This is a genomic window from Bradyrhizobium sp. SZCCHNR1017 (genome assembly GCF_032381375.1).
Classification (GTDB): domain Bacteria; phylum Pseudomonadota; class Alphaproteobacteria; order Rhizobiales; family Xanthobacteraceae; genus Bradyrhizobium.
Window position 1 is genome coordinate 148,858 of the sequence record NZ_JAUHIR010000002.1, and the last position, 23,199, is coordinate 172,056.

Annotated in this window: 25 protein-coding genes; 18 read left to right on the forward strand and 7 right to left on the reverse strand. The window is 65.8% G+C overall.

All coding sequences use genetic code 11. From position 1 onward, the window contains the following. The first annotated feature begins 142 nt into the window (after positions 1-142). The 3 genes from QW863_RS06230 to QW863_RS06240 all read left to right on the forward strand — a co-directional run bounded on the left by QW863_RS06230 (position 143) and on the right by QW863_RS06240 (position 2,054). Complete coding sequence (locus QW863_RS06230; protein ID WP_315714847.1) at positions 143-1,045, forward strand: ABC transporter ATP-binding protein; 903 nt, start codon at positions 143-145, stop codon at positions 1,043-1,045. Between the two features lie 46 nt (positions 1,046-1,091). Beyond that, positions 1,092-1,580 (forward strand): cyanase, encoded by a 489-nt coding sequence (cynS, locus tag QW863_RS06235; protein ID WP_315714846.1) that lies wholly within the window; start codon positions 1,092-1,094, stop codon positions 1,578-1,580. Between the two features lie 129 nt (positions 1,581-1,709). Further along, positions 1,710-2,054 carry a gamma-glutamylcyclotransferase family protein gene (locus QW863_RS06240; RefSeq protein WP_315714994.1) on the forward strand — a complete coding sequence of 115 codons (345 nt, stop codon included), beginning with the start codon at positions 1,710-1,712 and terminating at the stop codon, positions 2,052-2,054. Between the two features lie 84 nt (positions 2,055-2,138). On the opposite strand, the gene QW863_RS06245 is transcribed toward QW863_RS06240, so the two are convergent. Further along, on the reverse strand, positions 2,139-2,462 hold the full coding sequence (locus QW863_RS06245; protein WP_315714845.1) for a DUF1476 domain-containing protein: 324 nt from the start codon (positions 2,460-2,462) through the stop codon (positions 2,139-2,141). Positions 2,463-2,772: 310 nt separating this feature from the next. Between QW863_RS06245 and purC the strand changes: the two genes are divergently transcribed. The 6 genes from purC to QW863_RS06275 all read left to right on the forward strand — a co-directional run bounded on the left by purC (position 2,773) and on the right by QW863_RS06275 (position 8,371). Beyond that, positions 2,773-3,540: a phosphoribosylaminoimidazolesuccinocarboxamide synthase gene (gene purC / locus QW863_RS06250; protein WP_016843454.1), complete on the forward strand. Its 768-nt coding sequence runs from the start codon at positions 2,773-2,775 to the stop codon at positions 3,538-3,540. A 13-nt stretch (positions 3,541-3,553) separates the two neighbouring features. Continuing rightward, a complete protein-coding gene (gene purS, locus QW863_RS06255) occupies positions 3,554-3,796 on the forward strand; it encodes a phosphoribosylformylglycinamidine synthase subunit PurS (protein WP_315706343.1) in 243 nt (80 codons plus the stop codon). Positions 3,797-3,983: 187 nt separating this feature from the next. Next, positions 3,984-4,685: a phosphoribosylformylglycinamidine synthase subunit PurQ gene (gene purQ / locus QW863_RS06260; protein ID WP_315714844.1), complete on the forward strand. Its 702-nt coding sequence runs from the start codon at positions 3,984-3,986 to the stop codon at positions 4,683-4,685. A 157-nt stretch (positions 4,686-4,842) separates the two neighbouring features. Continuing rightward, the gene (locus tag QW863_RS06265; protein ID WP_315714993.1) at positions 4,843-5,418 is read left to right on the forward strand and encodes a hypothetical protein; all 576 of its coding nucleotides are present in this window, start codon (positions 4,843-4,845) and stop codon (positions 5,416-5,418) included. A gap of 214 nt (positions 5,419-5,632) precedes the next feature. After that, a complete protein-coding gene (locus QW863_RS06270) occupies positions 5,633-6,895 on the forward strand; it encodes a DUF1236 domain-containing protein (protein WP_315714992.1) in 1,263 nt (420 codons plus the stop codon). A gap of 165 nt (positions 6,896-7,060) precedes the next feature. Then, entirely contained in the window at positions 7,061-8,371 is a 1,311-nt protein-coding gene (locus QW863_RS06275; protein WP_315714843.1) for a cation:dicarboxylate symporter family transporter, read from the forward strand. A 2-nt stretch (positions 8,372-8,373) separates the two neighbouring features. Here QW863_RS06275 and QW863_RS06280 read toward each other — a convergent pair whose 3' ends face one another. Continuing rightward, positions 8,374-9,318 (reverse strand): LysR family transcriptional regulator, encoded by a 945-nt coding sequence (locus QW863_RS06280; protein WP_315729347.1) that lies wholly within the window; start codon positions 9,316-9,318, stop codon positions 8,374-8,376. 98 nt (positions 9,319-9,416) lie between these two features. On the opposite strand from QW863_RS06280, the gene QW863_RS06285 reads away from it, so the two are divergent. The 5 genes from QW863_RS06285 to QW863_RS06305 all read left to right on the forward strand — a co-directional run bounded on the left by QW863_RS06285 (position 9,417) and on the right by QW863_RS06305 (position 13,388). After that, positions 9,417-10,232 (forward strand): alpha/beta fold hydrolase, encoded by an 816-nt coding sequence (locus QW863_RS06285; protein ID WP_315714842.1) that lies wholly within the window; start codon positions 9,417-9,419, stop codon positions 10,230-10,232. A 13-nt stretch (positions 10,233-10,245) separates the two neighbouring features. Next, a complete protein-coding gene (locus QW863_RS06290; protein ID WP_315714841.1) occupies positions 10,246-10,794 on the forward strand; it encodes a carboxymuconolactone decarboxylase family protein in 549 nt (182 codons plus the stop codon). Between the two features lie 2 nt (positions 10,795-10,796). Further along, positions 10,797-11,597, forward strand: a complete 801-nt coding sequence (locus QW863_RS06295) for an SDR family NAD(P)-dependent oxidoreductase (RefSeq protein WP_315714990.1) — start codon at positions 10,797-10,799, stop codon at positions 11,595-11,597. Between the two features lie 16 nt (positions 11,598-11,613). Continuing rightward, positions 11,614-12,474 (forward strand): amidohydrolase family protein, encoded by an 861-nt coding sequence (locus tag QW863_RS06300; protein WP_315714840.1) that lies wholly within the window; start codon positions 11,614-11,616, stop codon positions 12,472-12,474. Between the two features lie 176 nt (positions 12,475-12,650). Beyond that, the gene (locus QW863_RS06305) at positions 12,651-13,388 is read left to right on the forward strand and encodes a tetratricopeptide repeat protein (protein ID WP_315714839.1); all 738 of its coding nucleotides are present in this window, start codon (positions 12,651-12,653) and stop codon (positions 13,386-13,388) included. A 245-nt stretch (positions 13,389-13,633) separates the two neighbouring features. Here QW863_RS06305 and QW863_RS06310 read toward each other — a convergent pair whose 3' ends face one another. Further along, the gene (locus QW863_RS06310; RefSeq protein WP_315714838.1) at positions 13,634-14,116 is read right to left on the reverse strand and encodes a PaaI family thioesterase; all 483 of its coding nucleotides are present in this window, start codon (positions 14,114-14,116) and stop codon (positions 13,634-13,636) included. Between the two features lie 196 nt (positions 14,117-14,312). Between QW863_RS06310 and purL the strand changes: the two genes are divergently transcribed. Continuing rightward, positions 14,313-16,523: a phosphoribosylformylglycinamidine synthase subunit PurL gene (gene purL, locus QW863_RS06315; RefSeq protein WP_315714837.1), complete on the forward strand. Its 2,211-nt coding sequence runs from the start codon at positions 14,313-14,315 to the stop codon at positions 16,521-16,523. A gap of 190 nt (positions 16,524-16,713) precedes the next feature. Here purL and QW863_RS06320 read toward each other — a convergent pair whose 3' ends face one another. Next, entirely contained in the window at positions 16,714-17,910 is a 1,197-nt protein-coding gene (locus QW863_RS06320) for an acyltransferase (protein WP_315714836.1), read from the reverse strand. Between the two features lie 434 nt (positions 17,911-18,344). Between QW863_RS06320 and QW863_RS06325 the strand changes: the two genes are divergently transcribed. Then, positions 18,345-18,518 carry a DUF1328 domain-containing protein gene (locus QW863_RS06325; RefSeq protein ID WP_012045337.1) on the forward strand — a complete coding sequence of 58 codons (174 nt, stop codon included), beginning with the start codon at positions 18,345-18,347 and terminating at the stop codon, positions 18,516-18,518. An 82-nt stretch (positions 18,519-18,600) separates the two neighbouring features. On the opposite strand, the gene QW863_RS06330 is transcribed toward QW863_RS06325, so the two are convergent. Then, positions 18,601-18,966, reverse strand: a complete 366-nt coding sequence (locus tag QW863_RS06330) for a DUF427 domain-containing protein (protein ID WP_315714835.1) — start codon at positions 18,964-18,966, stop codon at positions 18,601-18,603. A 255-nt stretch (positions 18,967-19,221) separates the two neighbouring features. Here QW863_RS06330 and QW863_RS06335 point away from each other — a divergent pair, with 255 nt between their 5' ends. Further along, positions 19,222-19,461: a BolA family transcriptional regulator gene (locus QW863_RS06335; RefSeq protein WP_315714834.1), complete on the forward strand. Its 240-nt coding sequence runs from the start codon at positions 19,222-19,224 to the stop codon at positions 19,459-19,461. A gap of 32 nt (positions 19,462-19,493) precedes the next feature. Further along, positions 19,494-20,696: a low temperature requirement protein A gene (locus QW863_RS06340; RefSeq protein ID WP_315714833.1), complete on the forward strand. Its 1,203-nt coding sequence runs from the start codon at positions 19,494-19,496 to the stop codon at positions 20,694-20,696. Here the strand turns inward: QW863_RS06340 and egtD are convergent. Together egtD and egtB are read right to left on the reverse strand one after the other, a co-directional pair. Then, positions 20,672-21,643, reverse strand: coding sequence for an L-histidine N(alpha)-methyltransferase (egtD, locus tag QW863_RS06345; protein ID WP_315714832.1), 972 nt, complete (start codon positions 21,641-21,643; stop codon positions 20,672-20,674). The two genes, QW863_RS06340 and egtD, sit on opposite strands and share 25 nt — an antisense overlap. A gap of 56 nt (positions 21,644-21,699) precedes the next feature. Beyond that, entirely contained in the window at positions 21,700-22,950 is a 1,251-nt protein-coding gene (gene egtB, locus QW863_RS06350; RefSeq protein WP_315714831.1) for an ergothioneine biosynthesis protein EgtB, read from the reverse strand. Positions 22,951-23,199: the final 249 nt, after the last annotated feature.

The following is a 23,199-nucleotide window of genomic DNA, read 5'->3' on the forward strand; positions in this document are numbered from 1 at the left end:
CTGCTGCAACGCGCGTACCTCTGTTCCCCTCCCCCTTGTGGGGAGGGGTCAGGGGTGGGGGTGCCCCAGGCGCGAGTCTTCGTGGGGGACCCCCCTCCCTGACCCTCCCCCACAAGGGGGGAGGGAACGGAAAGATGTTGCCATGACCGACAAATTCATCTCCATCGAGGGCATCGCCAAGCGCTACGACGGGGCGCGCAGCACGACGATCTTCGAGAATCTCTGGCTCGCGATGGCGCGCGGCGAGTTCGTCTGCGTGATCGGGCATTCCGGCTGCGGCAAGACCACGGTGCTGAATGTTCTTGCCGGCCTCGACGTGCCGAGCGGAGGCGCCGTCATCGTCGACGGCCAGGCCATCGAAGGTCCGAGTCTCGACCGCGCGGTCATCTTCCAGAGCCATGCGCTGTTGCCGTGGCGGACGGTGCTCGGCAACGTCGCCTATGCCGTCTCGTCGAAATGGCGCAAATGGGATCGCGCCAAGGTCAAGGCGCATGCGCTGAAATACATCGAGCTCGTCGGCCTGTCCGGCTCCGAGCACAAGCGGCCGTCGGAGCTGTCCGGCGGCATGAAGCAGCGCGTCGGGATTGCCCGCGCGCTCTCGATCACGCCGAAGATCATGCTGATGGACGAGCCGTTCTCCGCGCTCGATGCGCTGACGCGCGGCACCCTGCAGGACGAGGTCCGCCGCATCTGCGTCGAGACCGGGCAGACCGTGTTCATGATCACCCACGACGTGGACGAAGCGATCTATCTCGCCGACAAGATCGTGCTGATGACCAACGGACCCGGCGCGGTGCTCGCGGAGATCGTCGAGAACCCGCTGCCGAAGGACCGGCTGCGCGGCGACCTGCATCGCCATCCGCTGTACTACGCGCTGCGCAACCACATCATCGATTTCCTGGTCAGCCGCAGCAGGACCTTCACTGCCGAGACGCCGGATCACGATCCGCGTAAGGTGCCGGTGGTGAAGATCGGGCGCACCGAGCCGACGATCGTCGCGTCCAAGCCGGCCGACAGCGACGCGCCGCAGGCCGTCGCGCGCTGAGGCTCGGAGAAACCCATCAACGAAGAGCCATCAAGGGAGACCAAGCATGAAGCGATCCGACCTCACCGAGAAGCTGCTCGACATCAAGCGCGAGAAGGGCTGGAGCTGGAAGTACATCTGCGATCAGATCGGCGGCTATTCCGAGGTGCTGATCGTCGGCGCCGTTCTCGGCCAGATGAAGCTGACCAAGCCGCAGGCGGCGAACGCCGGCGAGCTGTTCGGCCTGTCCAAATCCGAGATCGCGATGCTGAACGAGACGCCGATGCGCGGCGAGGGCGTGCAGATGCCCCCGACCGATCCCTTGATCTACCGCTTCTACGAACTCGTGATGATCAACGGCCCGGCGTGGAAGGAGCTGATCCAGGAGGAATTCGGCGACGGCATCATGTCGGCGATCGATTTCGACATGGTGATGGAGCGCCTGCCCAATGCCAAGGGCGACCGCGTCAAGATCACGATGTCGGGCAAGTTCCTGCCGTACAAATATTACGGCGCCAGCGGCAACGTGCCGGAATATGGCTTCAAGGAGGAATAGGGGAGGGGCGAGTCGCGAATAGGGAGTAGTGAATAGGGATCTCAGCTATTCACTACTCGCCATTCACTCTCGTCTCGGATATCTCAAGCCGCGATGGGCCCATATCGGCGGAGAATCGGCGTGAGCGTCATGCAGACCAACTTCCTATTTTCTTATGGCACGCTTCAGCTCGAAAGCGTTCAACTGAAATCTTTCGGTCGACGGCTTGTCGGTCGTCCGGATTCGATGCCGGGCTTCAGAAAGAGCTTCATCGAGATCACGGATCCAGACGTGCTCGCTAGCAGTGGTGAGCGGTTTCACCCTATCGTCGTGCCGAGCGACGATCCTGACGACGCTGTCGACGGGACTGTGTTTGAAATCACGTCAGATGAATTGCGTGCAGCCGACCAGTACGAAGTCGCCGATTACGAGCGCGTCGACGTTGTGTTGCGCTCCGGCACGCGGGCGTGGGTGTACGTCAAAGCAGCCGAGTAGCGAATAGGGAGTAGCGAATACGGGAAGGACATCGCTGTCCGCCACTCCCTATTCGCTATTCGCCCACTCGCTATTCGCTTCTTCTCACTGTCCCGCCTTGACCTGCGCCACGGCGGTCACCAGCAACTCGCTCATCTTCGCGCGCACGTCCGCCTCGGTGACGGCCGCGCCCTTGGCGGTGAGGTCGCCCAGCACCTTGCGCAGCACGTCGGCATCGCCCGCTTCCTCGAAATCGGCCGCGACGACCTCCTTGGCGTAGGCGTCGGCGTCAGCGCCGGACTTGCCGAGCTTTTCGGCTGCCCACAGGCCGAGCAGCTTGTTGCGGCGGGCTTCTGCCTTGAACTTCAATTCCTCGTCATGGGCGAATTGCTTCTCGAAGGCGTCCTCGCGCTTGTCGAACGTGGTCATGGTCGGAACTTCCAGTGTTGCCGAAGAGGGTTAACCGCGCAGGCGGTTGCGGGGCGGTGGCCGCACGCCTAAATAATTGGAACATCTTGCCAATACAACGGGTACGAGGCCGCAGGGAAGGGCGGTAAAACTCCGCTCCCGAGGCCCGGATCGATTGTGCTCGGGACACCAATGAGATAGGTTTCCCACAGGCCCGGTTCTTGTTCTGTTTCCGTCCGTCCGGGCCCTCGCGGCAGCTCCGTCGTGGTCCTGTCCAAAGTCATCCGGAGCCCACCATTTCATGGATTTCAACAAAACACGGTACATCCCAATGAGCCGTCGGCGTCGCATTTATGAAGGCAAGGCCAAGGTCCTGTATGAAGGCCCCGAGCCGGGCACCCTGATCCAGCACTTCAAGGACGACGCCACCGCCTTCAATGCCAAGAAGCACCAGGTGATTGAAGGCAAGGGCGTCCTCAACAACCGCATCTCGGAGTACCTGTTTCAGCACCTCAACGACATCGGGGTTCCGACTCACTTCATCCGCCGGCTCAACATGCGCGAGCAGTTGATTCGCGAGGTCGAGATCGTGCCGCTCGAGGTCGTCGTCCGCAATGTGGCGGCGGGCTCGCTGTCGCAGCGCCTCGGCATCGAGGAAGGCACCCAGCTGCCGCGTTCGATCATCGAATTCTATTACAAAAACGACCAGCTCAACGACCCCATGGTGTCGGAGGAGCACATCACCGCGTTCGGCTGGGCGACGCCCCAGGAAATCGACGACATCATGGCGCTCGCCATTCGCGTCAACGACTTCCTGACCGGGCTTTTCCTCGGCATCGGCATCCGCCTGGTCGACTTCAAGATGGAATGCGGCCGGCTGTTCGAGAACGAGATGATGCGCATCATCGTCGCCGACGAGATTTCCCCCGATTCCTGCCGGCTGTGGGACATCAAGTCGAACGAGAAACTCGACAAGGACCGCTTCCGTCGTGATCTTGGCGGCCTTCTGGAGGCCTATACCGAGGTCGCCAAGCGGCTCGGCATCCTCATCGAGAACGAGCGCCCGGCGGGCTCCGGCCCGGTCCTGGTCAAGAGCTAAAAGGGAACAAGACGTGAAAGCGCGTGTCACGGTGACGCTGAAATCCGGCATCCTCGATCCGCAGGGCAAGGCGATCGAGGGCGCCCTGAAATCGCTCGGCGTCGACGGCGTCGCCAGCGTGCGGCAGGGCAAGGTGTTCGACATCGAGCTCGCCGGTGCCGACAAGGCCAAGGCGGAGGCCGCCCTGAAGGCGGCCGCCGACAAGCTGCTGGCGAATACGGTGATCGAGAATTACCGGGTGGAGTTGCTGGGGTAGGCAATGGCCGTGATCGACCGCGAGATCTACGAGCTTCTGCTGGAAATCCCGCGTGCTCAGGTCCGTGTCGAACATTCAGTCGATGAGCTGCTTGCTGGTGCGCGAGCGTTGAACAGAGAGCTCTCGTCGGACTCACACACTCTCGCGACGCTGCGAGGGGATCATTATCGAGCAAACACGTAGCATCATGAAATCCGCCGTCCTCGTCTTCCCCGGCATCAACCGCGAACGCGACATGGCCCGCGCGCTGCGCATGATCTCCGGCCATGAGCCTGCGATGGTCTGGCACGCCGAGACGTCGCTGCCGAAGGGCACCGATCTCGTCGTGGTGCCCGGCGGCTTCTCCTATGGCGACTATCTGCGCTGTGGCGCAATCGCGGCACGGGCTCCGGTGATGGACGCAGTACGCGATTTCGCCGCCAAGGGCGGGCTCGTGCTCGGCGTCTGCAACGGCTTCCAGATCCTGTGCGAGTCGGGCCTGCTGCCGGGCGTGCTGATGCGCAACGATAAGCTGAAATTCATCTGCAAGGACGTGCATCTGCGGGTCGAGCGCTCCGATTCGCCGTTCACCCGCGGCTACAATGCGGGTCAGGTCATCCGCGTGCCGGTCGCTCACGGCGAGGGCAATTATGCGGCCGACGAGGAGACCTTGAAGCGGCTGAACGGCGATGGGCGCGTGCTCTATCGCTACTGCTCGGCCGATGGCGAGGTCGGCGACCTCAGCAACATCAATGGCGCTGCGCATTCCATCGCCGGCATCGTCAACGAGAACGGGAATGTGCTCGGCATGATGCCGCATCCCGAGAATCACGTCGAGGACATCATGGGCTGCACCGACGGCCGTGGCCTGTTCGCCGGCCTCGTCGCCCATCTCGACCGCGCGGCCTGATCGGCGGGCTGCGCCCGTGACGTTTCCGTCGGGCCGCTCGCCCGGCCCGACCCACAAACGACCGATTGGTGATCGAGGTTGCGGGACGTCCTCCATCTCCCGGATCGTCCCTGACGTCCGTCCTGCCTGCCACTTCCTCGATCCCGACGGTGCCTTGATGTCGACGCTGCCTCTCACTCAGCGCGCCCTGCGCTGGCTTCTCCTGTCCGTGTCGCTCTCGCTCGTCACGGGCGTTGGCGCCGCTCGGGCCGAGACCCCGTCGACGACGCCGTCGGTCGCCCCACCGCCTCTGCCGTTCACCGTGGGCGGCTGGAAACCGCAGCGGCCGAACGGCACCGATGTGACCTTCTTCCTGTGCGACGATGCGAAATGCGGCCCTGGCTCGAAGGTGAGCTACCGGCTCTACGGACCCAACACGACGATGACGATCGAGCAATTCCGCGCCTCCCAGGACCAGACCGTCAAGCTGCTCGACCAGCGCGTGCCGGGGCAGACCACGACGATTCTGGGCGTCGAGGGCGGCAAGGGCAGCGGGCTGCCGCGCATGTTCTATGCACGGCGCCTGAAAGTGTCGCCAGGCGGAGAGAAGGAATATCAAGTGAGCGGCATGCTGTTCGGCGCGAGAGGCAGTGCCAGCCTGATCAGCTCCGCTACTGGCGAGGCGAACAGCACGGCCAACTTCAAGCAATTCGCGGTCCCGGTCATGCTTCTGCTCGCGCCACGGTCAAAATGATCGCGTGACGGCGCGCCGAAGCCGTTCATCAAAATCGTTCCGGAGTTTTTTCTCGCGCCGTCCGGCAACGCCGGGCGGCTGTTTGCGTTGTCCGCCAGCGAATGGGGCAGGGATCCAAGGAGGTTCTCATATGACGACGAAACATTGGCTGGGAACGGCCGCGATCATCCTGGCGATCGGAACGGCATCAGGTGCTGCATCGGCGCAAGGCGACATGAAGCGCGAGGGAGGCCCGGCCGCTGCGACGGCGCACGAGGCCACGCGTCCGGCGGCCGAGGCGAAGGGAGAGGCAAAGGGCGGCGCCGCCGCGGCGGAACGTGCCGGCGCCGAGGCAAAGCAGAGCGCGCAGGAGCAGCGCCGTGGCGAGCCTTCATCCGCAGCAGGACGCGAGCAGGCTCAGGAAAGGTCCTCCGAGCGGTCGGCACATGATGCCAAGCAGAGCGCCGAGAGCAAGGGCGGTGCGGCCGCCGAGCGTGGCCGCGAGGCCAAGGAGAACGCCGAGTCGAAGTCGTCGACTGACAGCAAGCAGGCCGACAAGCAGTCTGACAGCAAGAGCAAGGCTGAGTCGAAGCAACAGCAGGGGCGCGCCGACGAGCCGCGCAAGGGCGAGGATCGCGCCGCCGAGAGTAAGTCGGGGGCGACGGATCGGAAGTCCGACCGTGAGGCCGATCGCAATGATCACGATAAGGACAAGACCCGGCAGAGCCAGGACGAGCGCAAGACCGGCACGTCCGACGAGGCCGCGGACAAGCAGACCGGCGACCGCAACAAGCAGGCCAACCAGCCGAACGCGGCCGACAGCAAGAACACGACCGCGCAGCAGAACCAGCAGACCGGCGCCGGTCAGCGTGATCAGACCGGGCAGGCCAACAATCAGACCCAGCCCAATGGCAGCCGCTCCAGCACGCAGGTGTCGGTCAACGAGCAGCAGAAGACCCGCGTGGTTGATCAGCTCAAGCGCGATCACGACTTCGACCAGGCGCGTACCAATCTCAACATCAACATCAACGTCGGCGAGCGCCTGCCCGAGCGCGTGCGGCCGCGTCCGCTGCCGTCGGACATCGTGACGATCGTGCCGGAATATCGCGGCTACGAGTACACCGTGATCCATGACGAGATCGCGATCGTCGACCCGCGCAGCCGCGAGATCGTCGACGTAATCCCGCAGAACGGCATGCGCGCGGACCGCGGCTATGATCGCGGCGGCTATGGCGTCGGCTCGACCCGCATCGTGCTGTCGGACGATCAGCGCCAGATTCTGCGCCGCGCCGCCACCGAGACGGGCACTGTGGGTTCGACGACATCGTCGTCGTCCTCGTCCGGATCGAGCTGCCTGAGCCTGCGCCGCGTGCCCGATGAGCTCGCGCGCAGCAATCCGGAGCTCGCCAACTACCAGTATCTAGCGATCGGCGAGCAGGTCGTGCTGGTCGACCCGCGCGATCAGAAGGTGGTGCAGGTCATCGACCAGCAGCAGTAGGGCCGAGGCGCGGCTGCGCCTTGTCTCATCGATGGCCTCCCTTGCCGCTGCGGCATGGGAGGCCATCGAAAGATTGATTTGGACATAGCACGTCCGGCTCTGCTTCAGTTCGCTCACAACGGGGAACGAGATTCCATCTCGTCCACAAGGGGAGCGAAACGAGCCATGGCGATCATCCGCCAGCTGTATGTCCAAGTCCTGATCGCGATCCTGCTCGCGATCGCCGTCGGCCTGCTGGCGCCAGAGGCGGCCGTTCAGATGAAGCCGCTCGGCGATGCGTTCATCGCACTTCTGCGCATGATGCTCGGGCCGATCATCTTCTGCTCGGTGGTGCTCGGGCTGACGCATGTCCGCGATATGAGGCAGCTCGGCCGGCTCGCGTTCAAGTCGCTGCTGTATTTCGAGATCCTGACCACGCTCGGCATGGTCGTCGGCTTCATCGCGGTCAACGTGTTCCAGCCCGGCGACGGGCTCCATGCCGGCAACCTCGCGCTCAATGACAGCGTGACGCGCATCTCCAACGCCGCGAGCAATTTCACGGCTATCGGCTTCTTCCTCAGCATCATCCCGACCACGATCGTCGACGCCTTCGCCAAGGGCGAGATTCTCCAGATCCTGTTCATCTCGGTGATGGTGGGCGCGGCGCTGAGCGTCGGCCTGAAGACGGAGTCGGCGATCCTGCGCGGCATCGAGGAGGGGCAGGACGTGCTGTTCCGCATGCTGGGTTTCATCATGAAGCTGGCGCCACTCGGGGCGTTCGGCGCCATGGCGGCGGCGATCGGCACGCATGGCGGCGCCACGCTGCTCTATCTCGGCAAGGTCGTGCTGCTGTACTGGATCACGGCGGTCGTCTTCGTCGCAGTCGTGCTCGGCGGCGTGTGCGCCATCATGCGGCTGTCGCTGCTCAAGCTGCTGCGGCTGATCCGCGAGGAGCTGCTGCTGGTGCTCGGGACCGCGTCCGGCGAGGTTGCGCTGCCGCGGCTGATGCAGAAGCTCGAGCAGGCCGGCTGCGACGGCGCCATCGTCGGTTTCGTGCTGCCGGCCGGCTACAGCTTCAATCTCGACGGCACGGGCATCTACATGGCGATTGCCGTCGGCTTCATCGCCCAGGCCACCGACACGCCATTCAGCTACGGCCAGCAGCTGGCGGTGCTCGCGGTCATGCTGCTGACCTCGAAGGGCGGCACCACCGTCGCGGGCGGCGCCTTCATCAAGCTCGCGGCGACCCTGCAATCCGTCCGCGTGCTGCCGCTCAACGGCCTCGGCCTGCTGTTCGGCATCGACCGCCTGATGGCGACCTGCACCGCGCTCACCAACGTCGTCGGCAACACCGTTGCCGTGTTCGTCATCGCGCGCTGGGAAAATGCGCTGGATGCCGCCAGGCTCGATGCCTATCTCGCGGGCGGCACCGCGGCGACGGTCGCGGAGGCGGCCGTCGACGAGGGCCACGCTGCAATCGCCGGTGCGGGCGAATGAGCTCAGCGCACGTAGTCGCCGATGATCTTGGCGCCGGGCCAGGCGCCGTCCGCCACGCTCTGCGCGATCACCTCGCGCATCAGCGCCAGCAGCTCGTCGGCCAGCCAGGTCGGCTGGCGTTCCCGCGGCATGCCGATCGAGACGGTCGAGATCAGCGGCGGCCGCTCGATCGACCGCACGGTGAGCTCGCCGCGCTTCGCCTCGGCGACGACCGCGGCATGGGCGAGGATCGTTGCGCCGAGACCGCGCCGAACCATGGCCTTCGTCATGCTCACGCTGTCGACCTCGAAGGCGACGTTGAGCCGCGTGCCGTTCTGGATCGCCGCCTGCTCGATCAGCCGCCGGTTGCTGTGCGGAAGACTCGGCAGGATCAGCGACAGGCCGGCCAGCTCGCGCCAGCCGATCGTCTCGGCCACGGTGTCGCCGCGCTTGGCCGGCGGCAGGGCGACGACCATCCGCTCGTGCAGGATGGGGGTCAGCGCGATGCCGTCGAGCGGCGGGGGATTGTAGAGCACGGCGATGTCGAGCCGGCGGTCCAGCAGCCATTCCTCCAGCGACGAACTGATGCCCTCGCGGACCTGCACGGAGGCCTGCGGCCAGCGCCGGCGCAGTTCGACCACCACGGACGGCGCGATGCGCAGGCCCGCGACCGGCGGCACCCCGAGCGCGATGTGACCGGCGAAGCTCGAATCCGGCGAGCGCACCGCGCCGGGCATCTGGTCGATCTGCAGCAGGACGGCATGGGCGTGCTCGAGGAACGTCGTGCCGGCGCGGGTCAGGCGGACGCCGCGGCCGTGCCGCACCAGCAGCGCGACGCCAAGCTCGTCCTCCAGCTTCATCAGCTGCCGGCTGAGCGCGGATTGCGCGACATTAAGCAATGCCGATGCCCGGCTCAGGCTACCGGCGCGCGCCACCTGCACGAAGTAACGAAGCTCGCGGATGTCGATGGCCGTGTCCTCCGCGCCGCTGCCCGCCGCAGTTTATTGCAAGCGGCCCAGGGCGAGTCAAACCGCGCGCCGACAACGATGAGACGGGCGCCTTGCCGATGAACTTCATCCATCTCGACGGCTTGACGCTGCGCTATGAGCTGCGCGGCGGTGGCGCGAGGACGCTGGTGTTGCTGCATGAGCTCGGCGGCAGCCTCGAAAGCTTCGATGCCTTGATGCCAGAGCTGCCCGACGACCTGCGGGTGCTGCGCTATGATCTGCGCGGCGCCGGCCTGTCGGAAAAGCCGCGCGCGCCGTTCGGCTTCGCCGATCACGTCGGCGACCTCGACCGGCTGCTGCGGGCGCTCGGCGCCGACGGACCGGTCGATATCGCCGGCGTCGCCGCCGGTGCGGCGCTCGCCGTCAGCTTCGCGCTGGCGCATCCGCAGCGCGTGGGCGCGCTGGCGCTGTGCGCGCCGGCCCTCAGCGTCGATGCTGGTCGCGTGCAGTATCTGGCGGCGCGCTCCGCGCTCTGCGTGCGCGCCGGCATGCGCGCCGTGGCGGCGGATACGCTCGATCGTTCCTATCCGCCGGTGCTGCGAACCGACCGCAATGCCTACCTCGCTTATCTCGGCCGCTTCCTCGGCAACGATCCGGTCGGATATGCCCATAACAACCTGGCGTTCGCCGAGGTCGATCTGCGCGAACGGCTCGCGGAGGTTCGGCAGCGCTGTCTGCTGCTTGCCGGCGCGCATGATCTGTTGCGGCCGCAGGCGCAGGTCGAGGCGCTCGCCCGTCTCATTCCCGGCGCGGCGTTCGCGACCGTCGACACGGCCGGTCATCTGATGCAGGTGCAGGCCCCCGCCGAGCTGGCGGGGCGGCTGACGGCTTTTCTTGCCACGCCCGCGACACGGCCGATTCCTCGCGCCTCGTGACCAGGAGCATCGCATGCGCATCGAGGACCTTGCCCTGGCCGAGATGGACGAGACGCAGCGCGCGGTGGCCAAAGAGGCCATCGCCGGCCGGCGCGGCCGGATCCCGGCGCCGCTGCGGGCCTGGCTGCACAGTCCGGAGCTCGGACGCCGGGCCCAGAAGCTCGGCGAGTTCGCCCGCTACGAGACGTCATTGCCGCCTGCGCTGTCCGAGCTCGCGATCCTCGTGACGGCACGGCACTGGACCTCGCATGTCGAATGGTATGCCCACAAGCGGGATGGGCTCGCGGCGGGCATCGCCCCGTCGGTCATCGACGCGATCGCGCAACGGCGTGATCCAGAGTTCACCGATCCCGCCGCGAAGCTCGTTCACGACTACACCCGGCTGCTGCTCGCCAGCGGCCGCGTGCCGGACGATCTGCACGCGCTGGCGGCCGCAACCCTCGGCACGCGCGGCGTCGTCGATCTCGTCGGCATCATCGGCTACTACGGGCTGGTGGCGCTGACCCTCAACGCGTTCGACATCGGCCTGCCCGATGGCGAGACGCCGGAGCTGGAGCCATGACCATGACGAAGCGCCTGGAGGGCAAGGTCGCGATCATCACCGGTGCCGGCTGCGTCGGTCCGGGCTGGGGCAACGGCCGCGCCGCTGCGGTCATCTTCGCGCGCGAGGGCGCCAGGGTCCTCGCCGTCGACAGCGATGGCGGCCGCGTGGACGAGACGCTGGCGCGCGCCCGGGACCACGGCGGCGTCATCCAGGCCCGCCGCTGCGACGTCACCGATGCGGCGGATGTCGCCGCGATGGTCGACGCCTGTATCGCAGCGTTCGGCCGCGTCGATATTCTGGTCAACAATGTCGGCGGCTCGGCGCCGGGAGGCCCGGTCGAGCTGAGCGAGCAGGGCTGGGACGCGCAGCTCGATCTCAACGTGAAGAGCGTCTTCCTCACCTGCAAGGCGGTGCTGCCGCACATGGCGGCGCAGGGCGGCGGGGCCATCGTCAACACGGCCTCCACCTCGGGCATCCGTTGGACCGGATCGGCGCAGGTCGGCTACGCCTCGGCCAAGGCCGCGGTGATCCAGTTCTCGCGCGTCGTTGCCGTGCAGTATGCCCCGCAGCGCGTGCGCGTGAACACGGTGGTGCCTGGCCAGATGCACACGCCGATGGTCGAGGCGCGCCTCGCCGGGCAGCGCGCCGGCGGCGATGTCGCGGCGCTGCTGCGGACGCGGCAGGCTCGCATCCCGCTCGGCTTCATGGGCGACGGCCGCGACACCGCCCACGCCGCGCTGTTCCTCGCCTCCGACGAGGCGCGCTTCGTTACCGGCACCGAGATCGTTGTCGATGGCGGCATGAGCGCCCGCTGTGACTGAACCCATGAGCACGGGCATGGCTGCCGTTTCCCGCGCATGGCCGGCAGGGGCCTGCGATGCGCATTGTCACATCTTCGGTCCGTTCGACCGCTTTCCGCTGCCCGACGATCGCAGCTTCACGCCGCCGGACGCGCCGGAAACGGCGCTGCGCCGTTTGCACGATCGGCTGGGCATCGATCGCGCGGTCATCGTCCACAGCCAGGGTCATGGCCGCGACCATCGCCCGCTGCTCGATGCGCTGGCCGTGGGAGAAGGCCGCTACCGCGGCGTCGCCGTGCTCGGCGCGGAGGTCACGGCTGCAGAGGTCGCGCGCCTCGATACAGCCGGCGTCTGCGGTGCCCGCTTCAACTTTCTGGCGCATCTCGGCGGCGCGCCGTCGGCGGAGCGCATGCGGGCCGTGCTCGCGCTGGTGAGGCCGTTCGACTGGCATGTCGCCATTCATGTCACGGCCGCCGATCTCATCCGCTATGCCGAGCTGATCGCGGCCATCGAGGTGCGCATGGTGATCGACCACATGGCCCGGCCGGACCTCGGCCGGAATCTCGGCGCCTGTCAGGCGATCCTGTGTCGCCTGCTCGACAGCGGGCGGGTCTGGATCAAGCTCAGCGGTGCCGATCGCATCTCGCGCGAGGGCGCGCCCTATCATGACGTTGTGCCGTTCGCCCGAAGCCTTGCCGCGCACGCCCCTGAGCGCGTGCTGTGGGGCAGCGACTGGCCGCACGTCAACATCAAGGGACAAATGCCGGACGATGCGGTGCTGGCCGACCTCGTGGCCGAGATCGCGCCGTCGGAGACGGCGCGACAGCGGCTTCTGGTCGACAATCCCTCGGCGTTCTTTCGCTTCGATGAATCTCGCCGGGGCCCCGTGGGAGCTTAGCTACGAGCGTCGCGGAGGCCGCCGCCACAGGCGTGCGTCCATTGAACCTGCTGTGGCCGTGATGCGTCAAAACGGGATCGTCCGCAACGGCCTGCGTGAGCGCGGGATTGTCCGGGCTGGCCGGCCACGCTATCAACGTCGGCGTGTAAAATCTCGCCGTGAGTTGGGGATCTGCCGTGCCTATCGCGCTCGTCGTACTGCTGCTCGACATTTCGCTGATCTACCATGCGTCGCGGACTGGCCGTCTGCAGCCCTGGGCCTTCATCATCCTGATGGTGCCGATGATCGGCGCGCTCGCCTACATCGTCGTCGAACTGGTGCCGGAATGGCTGGGCAGCCACGACGTCCAGAAGGCGCGCAAGCGCGTCGCCAACAAGCTGGACCCCGAGAAAGACTACCGCGAGTTGTCCGATCGTGTCGCGATCACGGACACGATCGCCAACCGCGCGGCGCTGGCCGAGGAATGCGTCGCGGTCGGGCGTTATGAGGAGGCCGAGCAGCATTACGATCACATCCTGAGCCTGCCGATGGGCCACGAGCCGCTGTTCGCGCTCGGCAAGGCCAAGGCGCAGTTCGCGCGCCGCCGCCCAGGGGATGCGCTGGCGACGCTCGACGAGCTGCAGAAGAGCTGGCCGGACTACAATTCGGCCGAGGCGCATCTGCTCTATGCGCGGGCTTTGCAGGAAGCCGGCCGCACCGATGAGGCCATCGAGGAGTACCAGGCGCTGCTGGACTATGCGCCGGGCAGCGAGGCGAAGGTCCGCTACGGCACGCTGCTCAAGCTAGTCGGCCGGATCGATGAGGCCAAGGTCGTGTTCACCGAGCTGCTGATCCAGATGAAGCGCGCGCCACGACATGTGCGCAAGGCGCAGGCCGAGTGGATATCGATCGCGGAGAAGCAGCTCGCGGGGTAGCTCCGCAACGGCAGGGTACATCTTCTCCGCGCGTCATTCCGGGGGCGCGCGAAGCGCGAGCCCGGAATCCATAACCACGCATGTCTTGGGAGGCGGGATGCGCGTGGCGCTGTTCTTCGACCATTTTGCGGCTGTGATTATGGATTCCGGGCTCATTCGCGCTGCTTCAAAATGGCTACGCCATTTTGCGCGCGAATGCCCCGGAATGACGGAGAGAGTTGAGCGCGATCCCCCTTGCTCCGTCCCTACGGCGAGTTCGCCGCCTCCGGTGTCCGCCGCCTGATGCGCTTGATGGTGCCGGAAAACGAGAACAGCGGCTTTGGGCCGGAATGCAGCATGCCGCGCAGGAAGATCAGCGAGGCGCCGGCGCGGGTGACCTCGCCGGTAGCCTCGATCAGTTCGCCCTCACGCGCGGCATCGAGGAACTCGGACGAGAACGACACCGTGACACCCGGGCCCTGCATGATCGGCGCGGCGAAGGCGAACAGGCAGTAGTCGGCGAAGGTCATCAGGCAGCCGCCGTGGACGTTACCGCCGCCGTTGAGGTGCTTCTTCTCGACCCGGAAGGCGCAGCGGATCGAGCCATCGTCCTCCATCCGGTGCCAGAATGGCCCGGTGTGGGATTCGTAGCTGTCGCGCATCCAGGTCCGCCAGCCGGCGAACTCGCCGTCGGTCGCGATGTGGATGCCAGGGCGGTTCTCGAAGGCGGAACGGGACAGGTCGTGCACGTGTCAGGGCCTTTAACTGTTGATTTACCGTCTTAAATCCGATTGGTCGCCAATCTGCAAATATCCCTTCTGGCGGTCCGGGCCAAAGCTCTGGACAGGGCGGAATAGGGCCGTAAAAGGCCTTTTCCCGCCCTGGCGATCTTTCTATGAAGCAGGCTTCAAGGGACCAGCGGCCCACGGGCAAAGGCATTTCTCCATGCGCAATGAACCGCAGATCACCCCCGAGCTCGTCGCCGCCCACGGGCTGAAGCCCGATGAATATGAGCGCATCCTGAAGCTGATCGGGCGGGTGCCGACCTTCACCGAGCTCGGCATCTTCTCGGCGATGTGGAACGAGCACTGCTCGTACAAGTCGTCCCGCATCCATCTCAAGGGACTGCCGACCAAGGCGCCCTGGGTGATCCAGGGCCCCGGCGAAAACGCCGGCGTGATCGACATCGGCGACGGCCAGGCCGTCGTGTTCAAGATGGAGAGCCACAACCACCCGAGCTACATCGAGCCGTATCAGGGTGCGACCACCGGCGTCGGCGGCATCCTGCGCGACGTGTTCACCATGGGCGCACGCCCGATCGCGTGCCTGAACGCGCTGTCGTTCGGCGCGCCGGAGCATCCCAAGACCCGGCATCTGGTGTCCGGGGTGGTGGCCGGCATCGGCGGCTATGGCAACTCGTTTGGCGTTCCGACGGTCGGCGGTCAGACCCGCTTCCACACCCGCTATGACGGCAATATCCTGGTCAACGCCATGGCGGTCGGCCTCGCCGACGCCGACAAGATCTTCTATGCGGCGGCTTCCGGCGTGAACATGCCGATCGTCTATCTCGGCTCCAAGACCGGCCGCGACGGCATCCACGGCGCCTCGATGGCCTCGGCCGAGTTCGACGATTCCTCGGAGGAGAAGCGCCCGACGGTGCAGGTCGGCGACCCCTTCGCCGAGAAGCTGCTGCTGGAGGCGTGCCTGGAGATCATGGCTGCCGATTGCGTGATCGCGATCCAGGACATGGGTGCGGCCGGCCTGACCTGCTCGGCGGTCGAGATGGGCGCCAAGGGCGACCTCGGCGTCGATCTCGATCTCGATGCCGTGCCGACCCGCGAGATCGGCATGAGCGCCTACGAGATGATGCTCTCCGAGAGCCAGGAGCGCATGCTCATGGTGCTGAAGCCGGAGAAGGAGAAGGAGGCGGAAGCGATCTTCCGCAAATGGGGGCTCGATTTCGCGGTGGTCGGCTACACCACGCCGAGCAAGCGGTTCGTGGTGAAGCATGGCGGCGACGTCATGGCCGACCTGCCGATCAAGGAGCTCGGCGACGAGGCGCCGCTGTACGACCGCCCGCACGTGGCCTCGTCGGCGCTGCCGGTGATCCATGCCCGCGAGGTCAAGCCGCCCCTGGACATCATCCCGGCCCTGGAGAAGCTCATCGCAACGCCCGATCTGTGCTCCAAGCGCTGGATCTGGGAGCAGTACGACCATGTGATCCTCGGCAACACCGTGCAGCGGCCGGGCGGCGATGCCGCCGTGGTGCGCGTGCAGGATGGCCCGAAGGGGCTTGCGCTCACCGTCGACGTCACGCCCCGCTATTGCGAGGCCGATCCTTTCGAGGGTGGCAAGCAGGCCGTCGCCGAAGCCTGGCGCAACATCACCGCGGTCGGTGGCCGGCCGCTTGCGATCACCGACAATCTCAATTTCGGCAACCCGGAGCGGCCCGAGATCATGGGCCAGTTCGTCGGCTGCCTGAAAGGCATTTCGGAGGCCTGCCGCGCGCTCGACTTCCCCGTCGTCTCCGGGAACGTCTCGCTCTACAACGAGACCAACGGCCGCGCGATCCTGCCGACGCCCTCGATCGGCGGCGTCGGCCTGCTCGATGATTTCACCAAGTCGGCGAGCATCGCCTTCAAGGCCGAGGGCGAGGCGATCCTGTTGATCGGCGAGACCCATGGCTGGCTCGGCCAGTCGGTCTACTTGCGCGACGTCTGCGGCCGGGAGGAGGGCGCTCCGCCGCCTGTCGACCTCGCCGCCGAGAAGCGCATCGGCGATGTCGTCCGCGGCATGATCCATGCGGGCACGGCGACAGCTGCGCATGATCTGGCCGACGGTGGTCTGCTCGTCGCGCTCGCCGAGATGGCAATGGCCTCCGGCATCGGCGCGCGGCTGCTGGCCGCGCCTGCCTCGATCGTGCCGCATGCCTATTGGTTCGGCGAGGACCAGGCGCGCTATCTCGTGACGGTGCCGGAGACCGAGGCTGGCCGCGTGCTGGCCAAGATGCGCGGCGCCGGCGTGCCGTGCACGCGCATCGGCACGACAGGCGGCACTGCGCTGGCGATCGCCGGCGATGGTGCCGTCGAGGTCGCCGCGCTCAAGACGGGATTCGAAAGCTGGCTGCCCAAATACATGGGCGGGTCAGCCGCCTGACCCCGGACGCACGCCGCGGCGGTCACGGTCAGGCACGCTGGCAAACGACGACGGAGTTCGTCGTGAAAGCGTTGGCCTCGCCCAGCGTCATTGCGGGCGCAGCGTAGCAATCCAGGACCGCCATCCGCGGATGCGGTCTGGATTGCGTCGTCGCTGCGCTCCTCGCAATGACGGAGGAGGCAGGACCGTCCTACAACACGTTCTTCGCCCCCGGAATCTGCCTGAGCACCCAGGTCGCGCCCCAGCTCAGCAGCATGCTGCCGACAAAGGCGATCGTCGCCTTGGCGATGGCTGGCAGGCCGAAGTCGAACAGCCAGTACTGGATCCACAGCACGATCGGATAGTGCACCAGGAACATGCCATAGGCATCGGCCTGCATGCGATCGAGCACGGAGAATTCCGAGCGGCGGTTGTTCAGGAAGTAGGACAGGATCGCAAACAGGATCGCGGCGCTGAAGATGACGAACAAGAAGCCATAGGCCGCCTCGTACCATTGCGGCAACACGGGCGGATTGCCCAGCACTTGGCGCTTGATCGTGATGAGCACCCAGAGCAGCGCATAGGGCACGAGCGTGACCACGATCCAGGCCCCGAGTCCGCGCTGCGACATCTGCCCTTCTGCGGCCAGCAGGCCGCGTTCGAAATTGGCCGAGCCGATGCCAGCCCCGACGTAGAAATAGGCGGCGTAGAGCAAGACGCGGCTGGCCTGCACCGAGAGCGGCCCTGCCTCGAACCACAACGTCGGGCCGAAATAGAGCCGGGACGGGATGTAGAGCCCGCCCGTGATCAGCAGGAAGACGAAGAAGAAGTCGCGCGGATGCTCGAAGGCGCGCTGCGACAGCCGATTGATCGGATCCAGCAGGCGGGGCGAGACGCGGTACAAAAGGGCTGCCGAGGTGTCGAACGCCAGCAGCACCCAGATGAACCAGATCGGCCCGCTCGGCCATGGGCCGACCGTGACCGTCTTCCACCAGAAGGAAGCGAAGCGGGCGTCGGGATTGGCGCGCAGCTCGATCGCGTAATAGGCAAGCGGAATGACGGTCAGGGCCGCGATGGCGAAGGGCAGGCCAAGGCGCAATAGCCGGTCACGCAGGAACTGCAGCGTCGACTTGTGGGCAAGGCCCGACCACACGAACAGGCCCGACAGAAAGAAGAACATGGCCATGAAGAAGCTGTCGGTGGCCAGCACGATGGCGTCGAAACCGAGGAAGGACGTCGGATCGGTGTGCCCGAAATAGGTATAGGGAATCACGGCGTGGTGGAGCAGCACCACCAGCGTCAGGAATGTCCGGGCGTGATCGAGCGCGGCGTTGCGTGCCCGAGCGCGCGGGCGGGCCTGAAGCTCGACCTTTGCGGCCGCCGCCGATTGTGTAACCGATATGACCATACGCCCCCCGGCGTCGCTGCTGCCCGGCCCGTGCAGCGGATGTGACGTTCGCATCCCCCTTCGCCGCGGGGCGTCATGCAAACGTCGTCCAAGGCTGCGCGAGCTGGAATGAGTGGATGAGCTCGTGTGACCCTCTGGCACCGCCATTCGCTGGAGTCGCCCAAAAGCGAGCGAATGACGGCGCCGGACTACCAGATGTCGTCGTTGGTGCTGCAAATCAGCAAGTGCCGCGGTCCGCAAGCCGGTTTCTCACACACTCTGCCGATTTCCGCTCCGGATATCCTTACGAACCGACGACCTACGAAGTTACGGCCGGGACTGTCGTGGGTTGCGCATTTCTTCGGCACCGGGACCGATGGCCGAAGGAACCGGTTCCCCGCGTCATCGTTAGTGAGGCGCCGCGCCGGCGCGGCGCAGAACCGGAGGACCATACCGTGACTATTCTCAAATGGGCGCTGCTGTTCTTCGTGATCTCGGTGGTGGCCGGTATTCTCGGCTTCACCGGCATCTCGGCAGCTTCCGCCGACATTGCGCGGATCCTGTTCTATATCTTCCTGGTGATCTTCCTCGTGCTGCTGATTCTCGGGCTTACGATTTTCAGAGTGTAGCACGCCATCAGGTCAGTGACCGAAACGACCGCCGCGCCGGTATGGGCCTCGTGCCGGCCGCGCGGCGGGCTGTCACCGCAGTTCAATCAGCTGCGACCTCCTCGATCCGTACCTTGTCCGGATAGAACGCCAGGTGGCCCGAGATCTCGGTCATCGCCGGGAAGGGCGCCTCGTAGCTCCAGATCGCATTGTCCAATGTCTTGCCGTTGGCGATGACGCTGAAATAGCTCGCATCCCCCTTGTACGGACAATGGGTGACACGATCAGTCTTGTGCAAGGCCGCCATGTTGGCGTCGGCCCGCGGCACGTATTGAACCGCGGGGTAGCTCGCTTCCTTGAGCGTCAACGCGCGGGTGGTGTCGGCAATCACGACGCCGTCGGCGATCACCCGTACGCGTTTCGGATTGGGGGTGACGGTGATCGGATGATCCGGTCCTGGAAGCTTCATGTCGTCGTCCTCGCGATTCGGCCATTTGGGTGCGTCACCCAGTCCGACGCATCTCGTCTGGTCCCGGTATATAGTGGTTCCGCGCGTGACCTCGAAAGCGGTTCGCGCTAGATTTCACTATCACGGTCCCGCGAGAACGCCTTGATTCGCCGCGCTCCGCGGGCCACTGATGGGAGCTGCAGCCAAGCCGCGGGCCCTGCGGGCTACATCGTCCACGGGATGCGGCGCCTGCCCGACACAAGGAGATGCACCGGGATGCCCATGGATGCCCACGATATCGAGCAGATGATCAAGTCTGCCATCCCTGACGCACAGGTGACGATTCGCGATCTCGCTGGCGACGGCGACCATTACGCCGCGACGGTGATCTCGGAATCGTTCCGCGGCAAATCCCGCGTTCAGCAGCATCAGCTCGTCTATCAATCGCTGCGCGGCCAGATGGGTGACGTGCTGCATGCTCTGGCCCTGCAGACCGGGGTGCCGGACCAGCGCTGACTGCTTAGGGGGAGATCGCTCATCCGGGGGAGATGGCGGTGGACAATCCGCGTGGTGCGCTGTTTCGCGTCATCGAGCCGAACCGGCACAGCCGGGTCACGTTCGTCGAGCTGTTCTTCGATCTCGTCTTCGTCTACGCGGTCACGCAGATCTCGCATTATCTGATCGGCCATTTCTCGCCGCTCGGCGCCGCCCAGACGGCCGTTCTGTTTCTCGCGGTCTGGTGGGTGTGGGTCTACACCGCCTGGGTTACCAACTGGCTCGATCCCGAGAAGGCGCTGGTCCGAGGTCTCTTGTTCGCGCTGATGCTGGCGGGCCTCGTTCTGTCGATGTCGATCCCGCGGGCGTTCGAGGACCGCGGCCTGTGGTTCGCCATGGCCTACGCCGCCATGCAGGTCGGCCGGACCGCGTTCTGGCTGACCGCGACGCCGCCGCAGCGATCTGCCGTCCGCCGCAACGCCGGCCGCATTCTCTCCTGGCTCAGTGCCTCCGCCGTGCTCTGGCTGCTCGGCGGCCTTGCCGAGGGCCCGGCGCGGATGGGGCTGTGGGGGGCGGCGCTCACCCTGGAATATGTGTCGCCGGCCGTCCGCTTCTGGGTGCCCGGGCTGGGTGCATCCACCGTCGAGGACTGGATGGTCGAAGGCGGCCACATGGCGGAGCGATGTGCGCTGTTCATCATCATCGCGCTCGGCGAATCCATCGTCGTCACCGGCGCGACCTTTGCCGAGCTCGACTGGACTGGAGCCAACATTGCCGCTTTCGCCAGCGCCTTCATCGGCACGGTGGCGATGTGGGCGGTGTATTTCAACCGCGGCGCTGAGGCGGGATCGGAAGTGATTTCGCAGTCGGCCCAATCCGGGCTGATGGCGCGCTCGGCCTACACCTACTTGCACATGCCGATTGTCGCCGGCATCATCGTTTCGGCGGTGTCGGACGAGATCGTCCTGAAGCACCCGCTCGGGCATACCGACCTGAATACGGCGGCGACGACGATCGGCGGTCCGTTCGTGTTTCTGCTCGGGACCATCCTCTTCAAGTTCAACATCCGCGGCTTCCTGCAGTTGTCGCACGGCGCCGGACTGCTCGCACTGATCGGGCTCGGCTGGTTCGCGACCGAACTGTCGCCTCTCGTGCTTTCGGCGCTGACGAGCGCGCTACTGGCGATCGTCGCGCTGTGGGAGACGCTGTCGTTGCGGTCGAAGCCGGAGCCTCACGCCTCGGCGACGAGCGCCTGAACCGAGAACATCTTCTCGGCATCCGTCCACACGGTCTGGACTTTCCAGCCGGATCCGCGGGCCAGCGCGCTGAAGCGCGCGATGCTGTATTTGTAGCTGTTCTCGGTGTGAATGCTCTCGCCGGCCCGGAACGAGATGGTGGTGCCGAGTAGCCGCACCGTTTGCGGCTTCCGCGCCACCAGATGCATCTCGATGCGGTGCTGCTCGCGATTGTAGATCGCGCGGTGGACGAAGGCGGACAGGTCGAAATTGCCGCCGAGTTCGCGGTTGATCCGCAGCAGCAGATTGAGATTGAAGCGCGCGGTCACGCCGGCCGCGTCGTTGTAGGCGGCGTGCAGCACACGTTCGTCCTTCTCCAGGTCGACGCCGACGATCATCCGCGCGCCGGTCCCCAAGATCTCGCGTGCCGAGCGCAGGAAGCGGCACGCCTCATGCGGCTCGAAATTACCGATCGTCGATCCCGGAAAGAAGCCGACCTTCGGCTTGCCTTCGATGGCGTCAGGTAGTTTGAACGCCGTCGTGAAGTCGGCGACGACCGGGTGCACGGCGAGCTGCGGGAAGTCGCGGCGCAGGCTGTCGGCCTGTGCGGTCAGGAACTCGCCGGAAATATCGACCGGCACGTAGGCCGCGAAGCGGCAGCTTTCCAGCAGCAGCCGCACCTTGGTGGTGGCGCCGGCGCCGAACTCGACCAGGGCGGCATCGTCGGGAATGACTGCCGCGATCTCGGCGCCGCGATCCCTCAAGATGCCGAGCTCGGTCCGCGTCGGATAGTACTCCGGCAGGCGCGTGATCTGCTCGAACAGATCGGATCCGGCGGCATCGTAGAAATATTTCGGCGATAGCTGCTTGGGCTGCTGGGCGAGGCCTGCGACTGCGTCCGTCGCAAAGGCCGACGTCTTGTCGTCGGGGAGATGGGCGTCGAGCAGCGCGTTGACGTGCACGTTCATGATACTCTCCTGGACGCGCACACACGCGCGACTGTCGGGCAACGAATGCTGATAGCTCAGGTGTAGTCGGCGAGCCGGAGCCCGGTGAATTGCCAGCGATGATGCGGATAGAAGAAGTTGCGATAGGTGACGCGGCTGTGGCCCACCGGCGTCGCGAGCGATGAGCCGCGCAGCACCAGTTGATTGACCATGAACTTGCCGTTGTACTCGCCGAGCGCACCCTCGATGGCACGATAGCCGGGATAGGGACTGTAGGCGCTGCGGGTCCACTGCCAGACAATGCCGAAGGCATCGTTGAGCTGGTTGCCGCGCGCGGCGACCTCCCATTCCATCTCGGTCGGCAGATGCTTGCCGCGCCAGCGCGCGAAGGCGTCAGCTTCGTAGTAGCTGACGTGGCACACCGGAGCAGCGGGATCGACCGGCCGCAGTCCGCCGAGCGTCATGATGCGCCATTCGCCCTCGACCTTGTACCAATGCCCGGGAGCCTGCCAGCCCTCGCGGCTGGCGGTGGCGAATCCGTCCATGAGCCAGAGCGTGGCGGTCCGGTAGCCGCCGTCATCCATGAAGGCGAGCCACTCGGCATTGGTGACGAGATTGCGCGCGATGCCTACCGGCCCGACGAGCGCGCGATGGGCTGGCTCCTCATTGTCGAAATGGTAACCATCGCCGGCGTGCCCGACGGTATGGATGCCCTCGGGGAGGTGAATCCAATCCTCGCCCGTTTCCGTGGGGGCAGGGAAGGTCCAGGATGGATCGTAGGCCGGGGCCGTCGGGTTCTGCGCGAACGCATGCAGGATATCGGTCAGCATCAGCTCCTGATGCTGCTGCTCATGGTTGAGGCCGACCTCCACGAGCAACGCCACCGCGGCCAATGTGGCGGTATCGGCGCTGCCCAGGAAGTCCACCATCGCCGCATCGACATGCCGCCGATATGCCGTGACGTCGGCCACGCCCGGGCGGGTGATCAGGCCGCGCTCGCCCCGCGTGTGGCGCGGGCCGGCACTGACGTAATAGGAATTGAACAGGAACGCGTAGTCGGCGTGAAAAGGGGTATATCCCCGGCAGTGCTCGCCCAGCACGAACTGCTCGAAAAACCAGGTCGTATGGGCGCGATGCCACTTGGCCGGACTGGCGTCCGGCATCGACTGGATGACCTGATCCTCCGGGCTCAGCGGCGCCGCGCGCCGCTCGGTCTCGCCCCGGACGGCGAGGTACGCCTCGGTCAGGCGCCCGGCGAGGGAGCCGGACCTGCTCTGAAGCGCATCAGTAACGGGGATCGGGGCCGTAGCGGAGGCAGAACTGGTCACGAGGGTCTCCGTTTGCCAGCAGAAAACGATGTTCGACGGAACAAGTTCCTTTCGACAGTTCGTCCTAAATAGGGGCTTGGTTACGGGATGAAACCCTCGTGCCGGCTATAATATTGCTGCCGTCAGCCTATGGTCCGGCCGGGGCCTGGGTCGCCGGCCGATCCTCGGCATTTTACTTTGGTTGAACAACGGTTTGCGCTACATATAGAGGAGTGACGGTCGGCTGCGGACGAAACCCGTCCGGTGGCG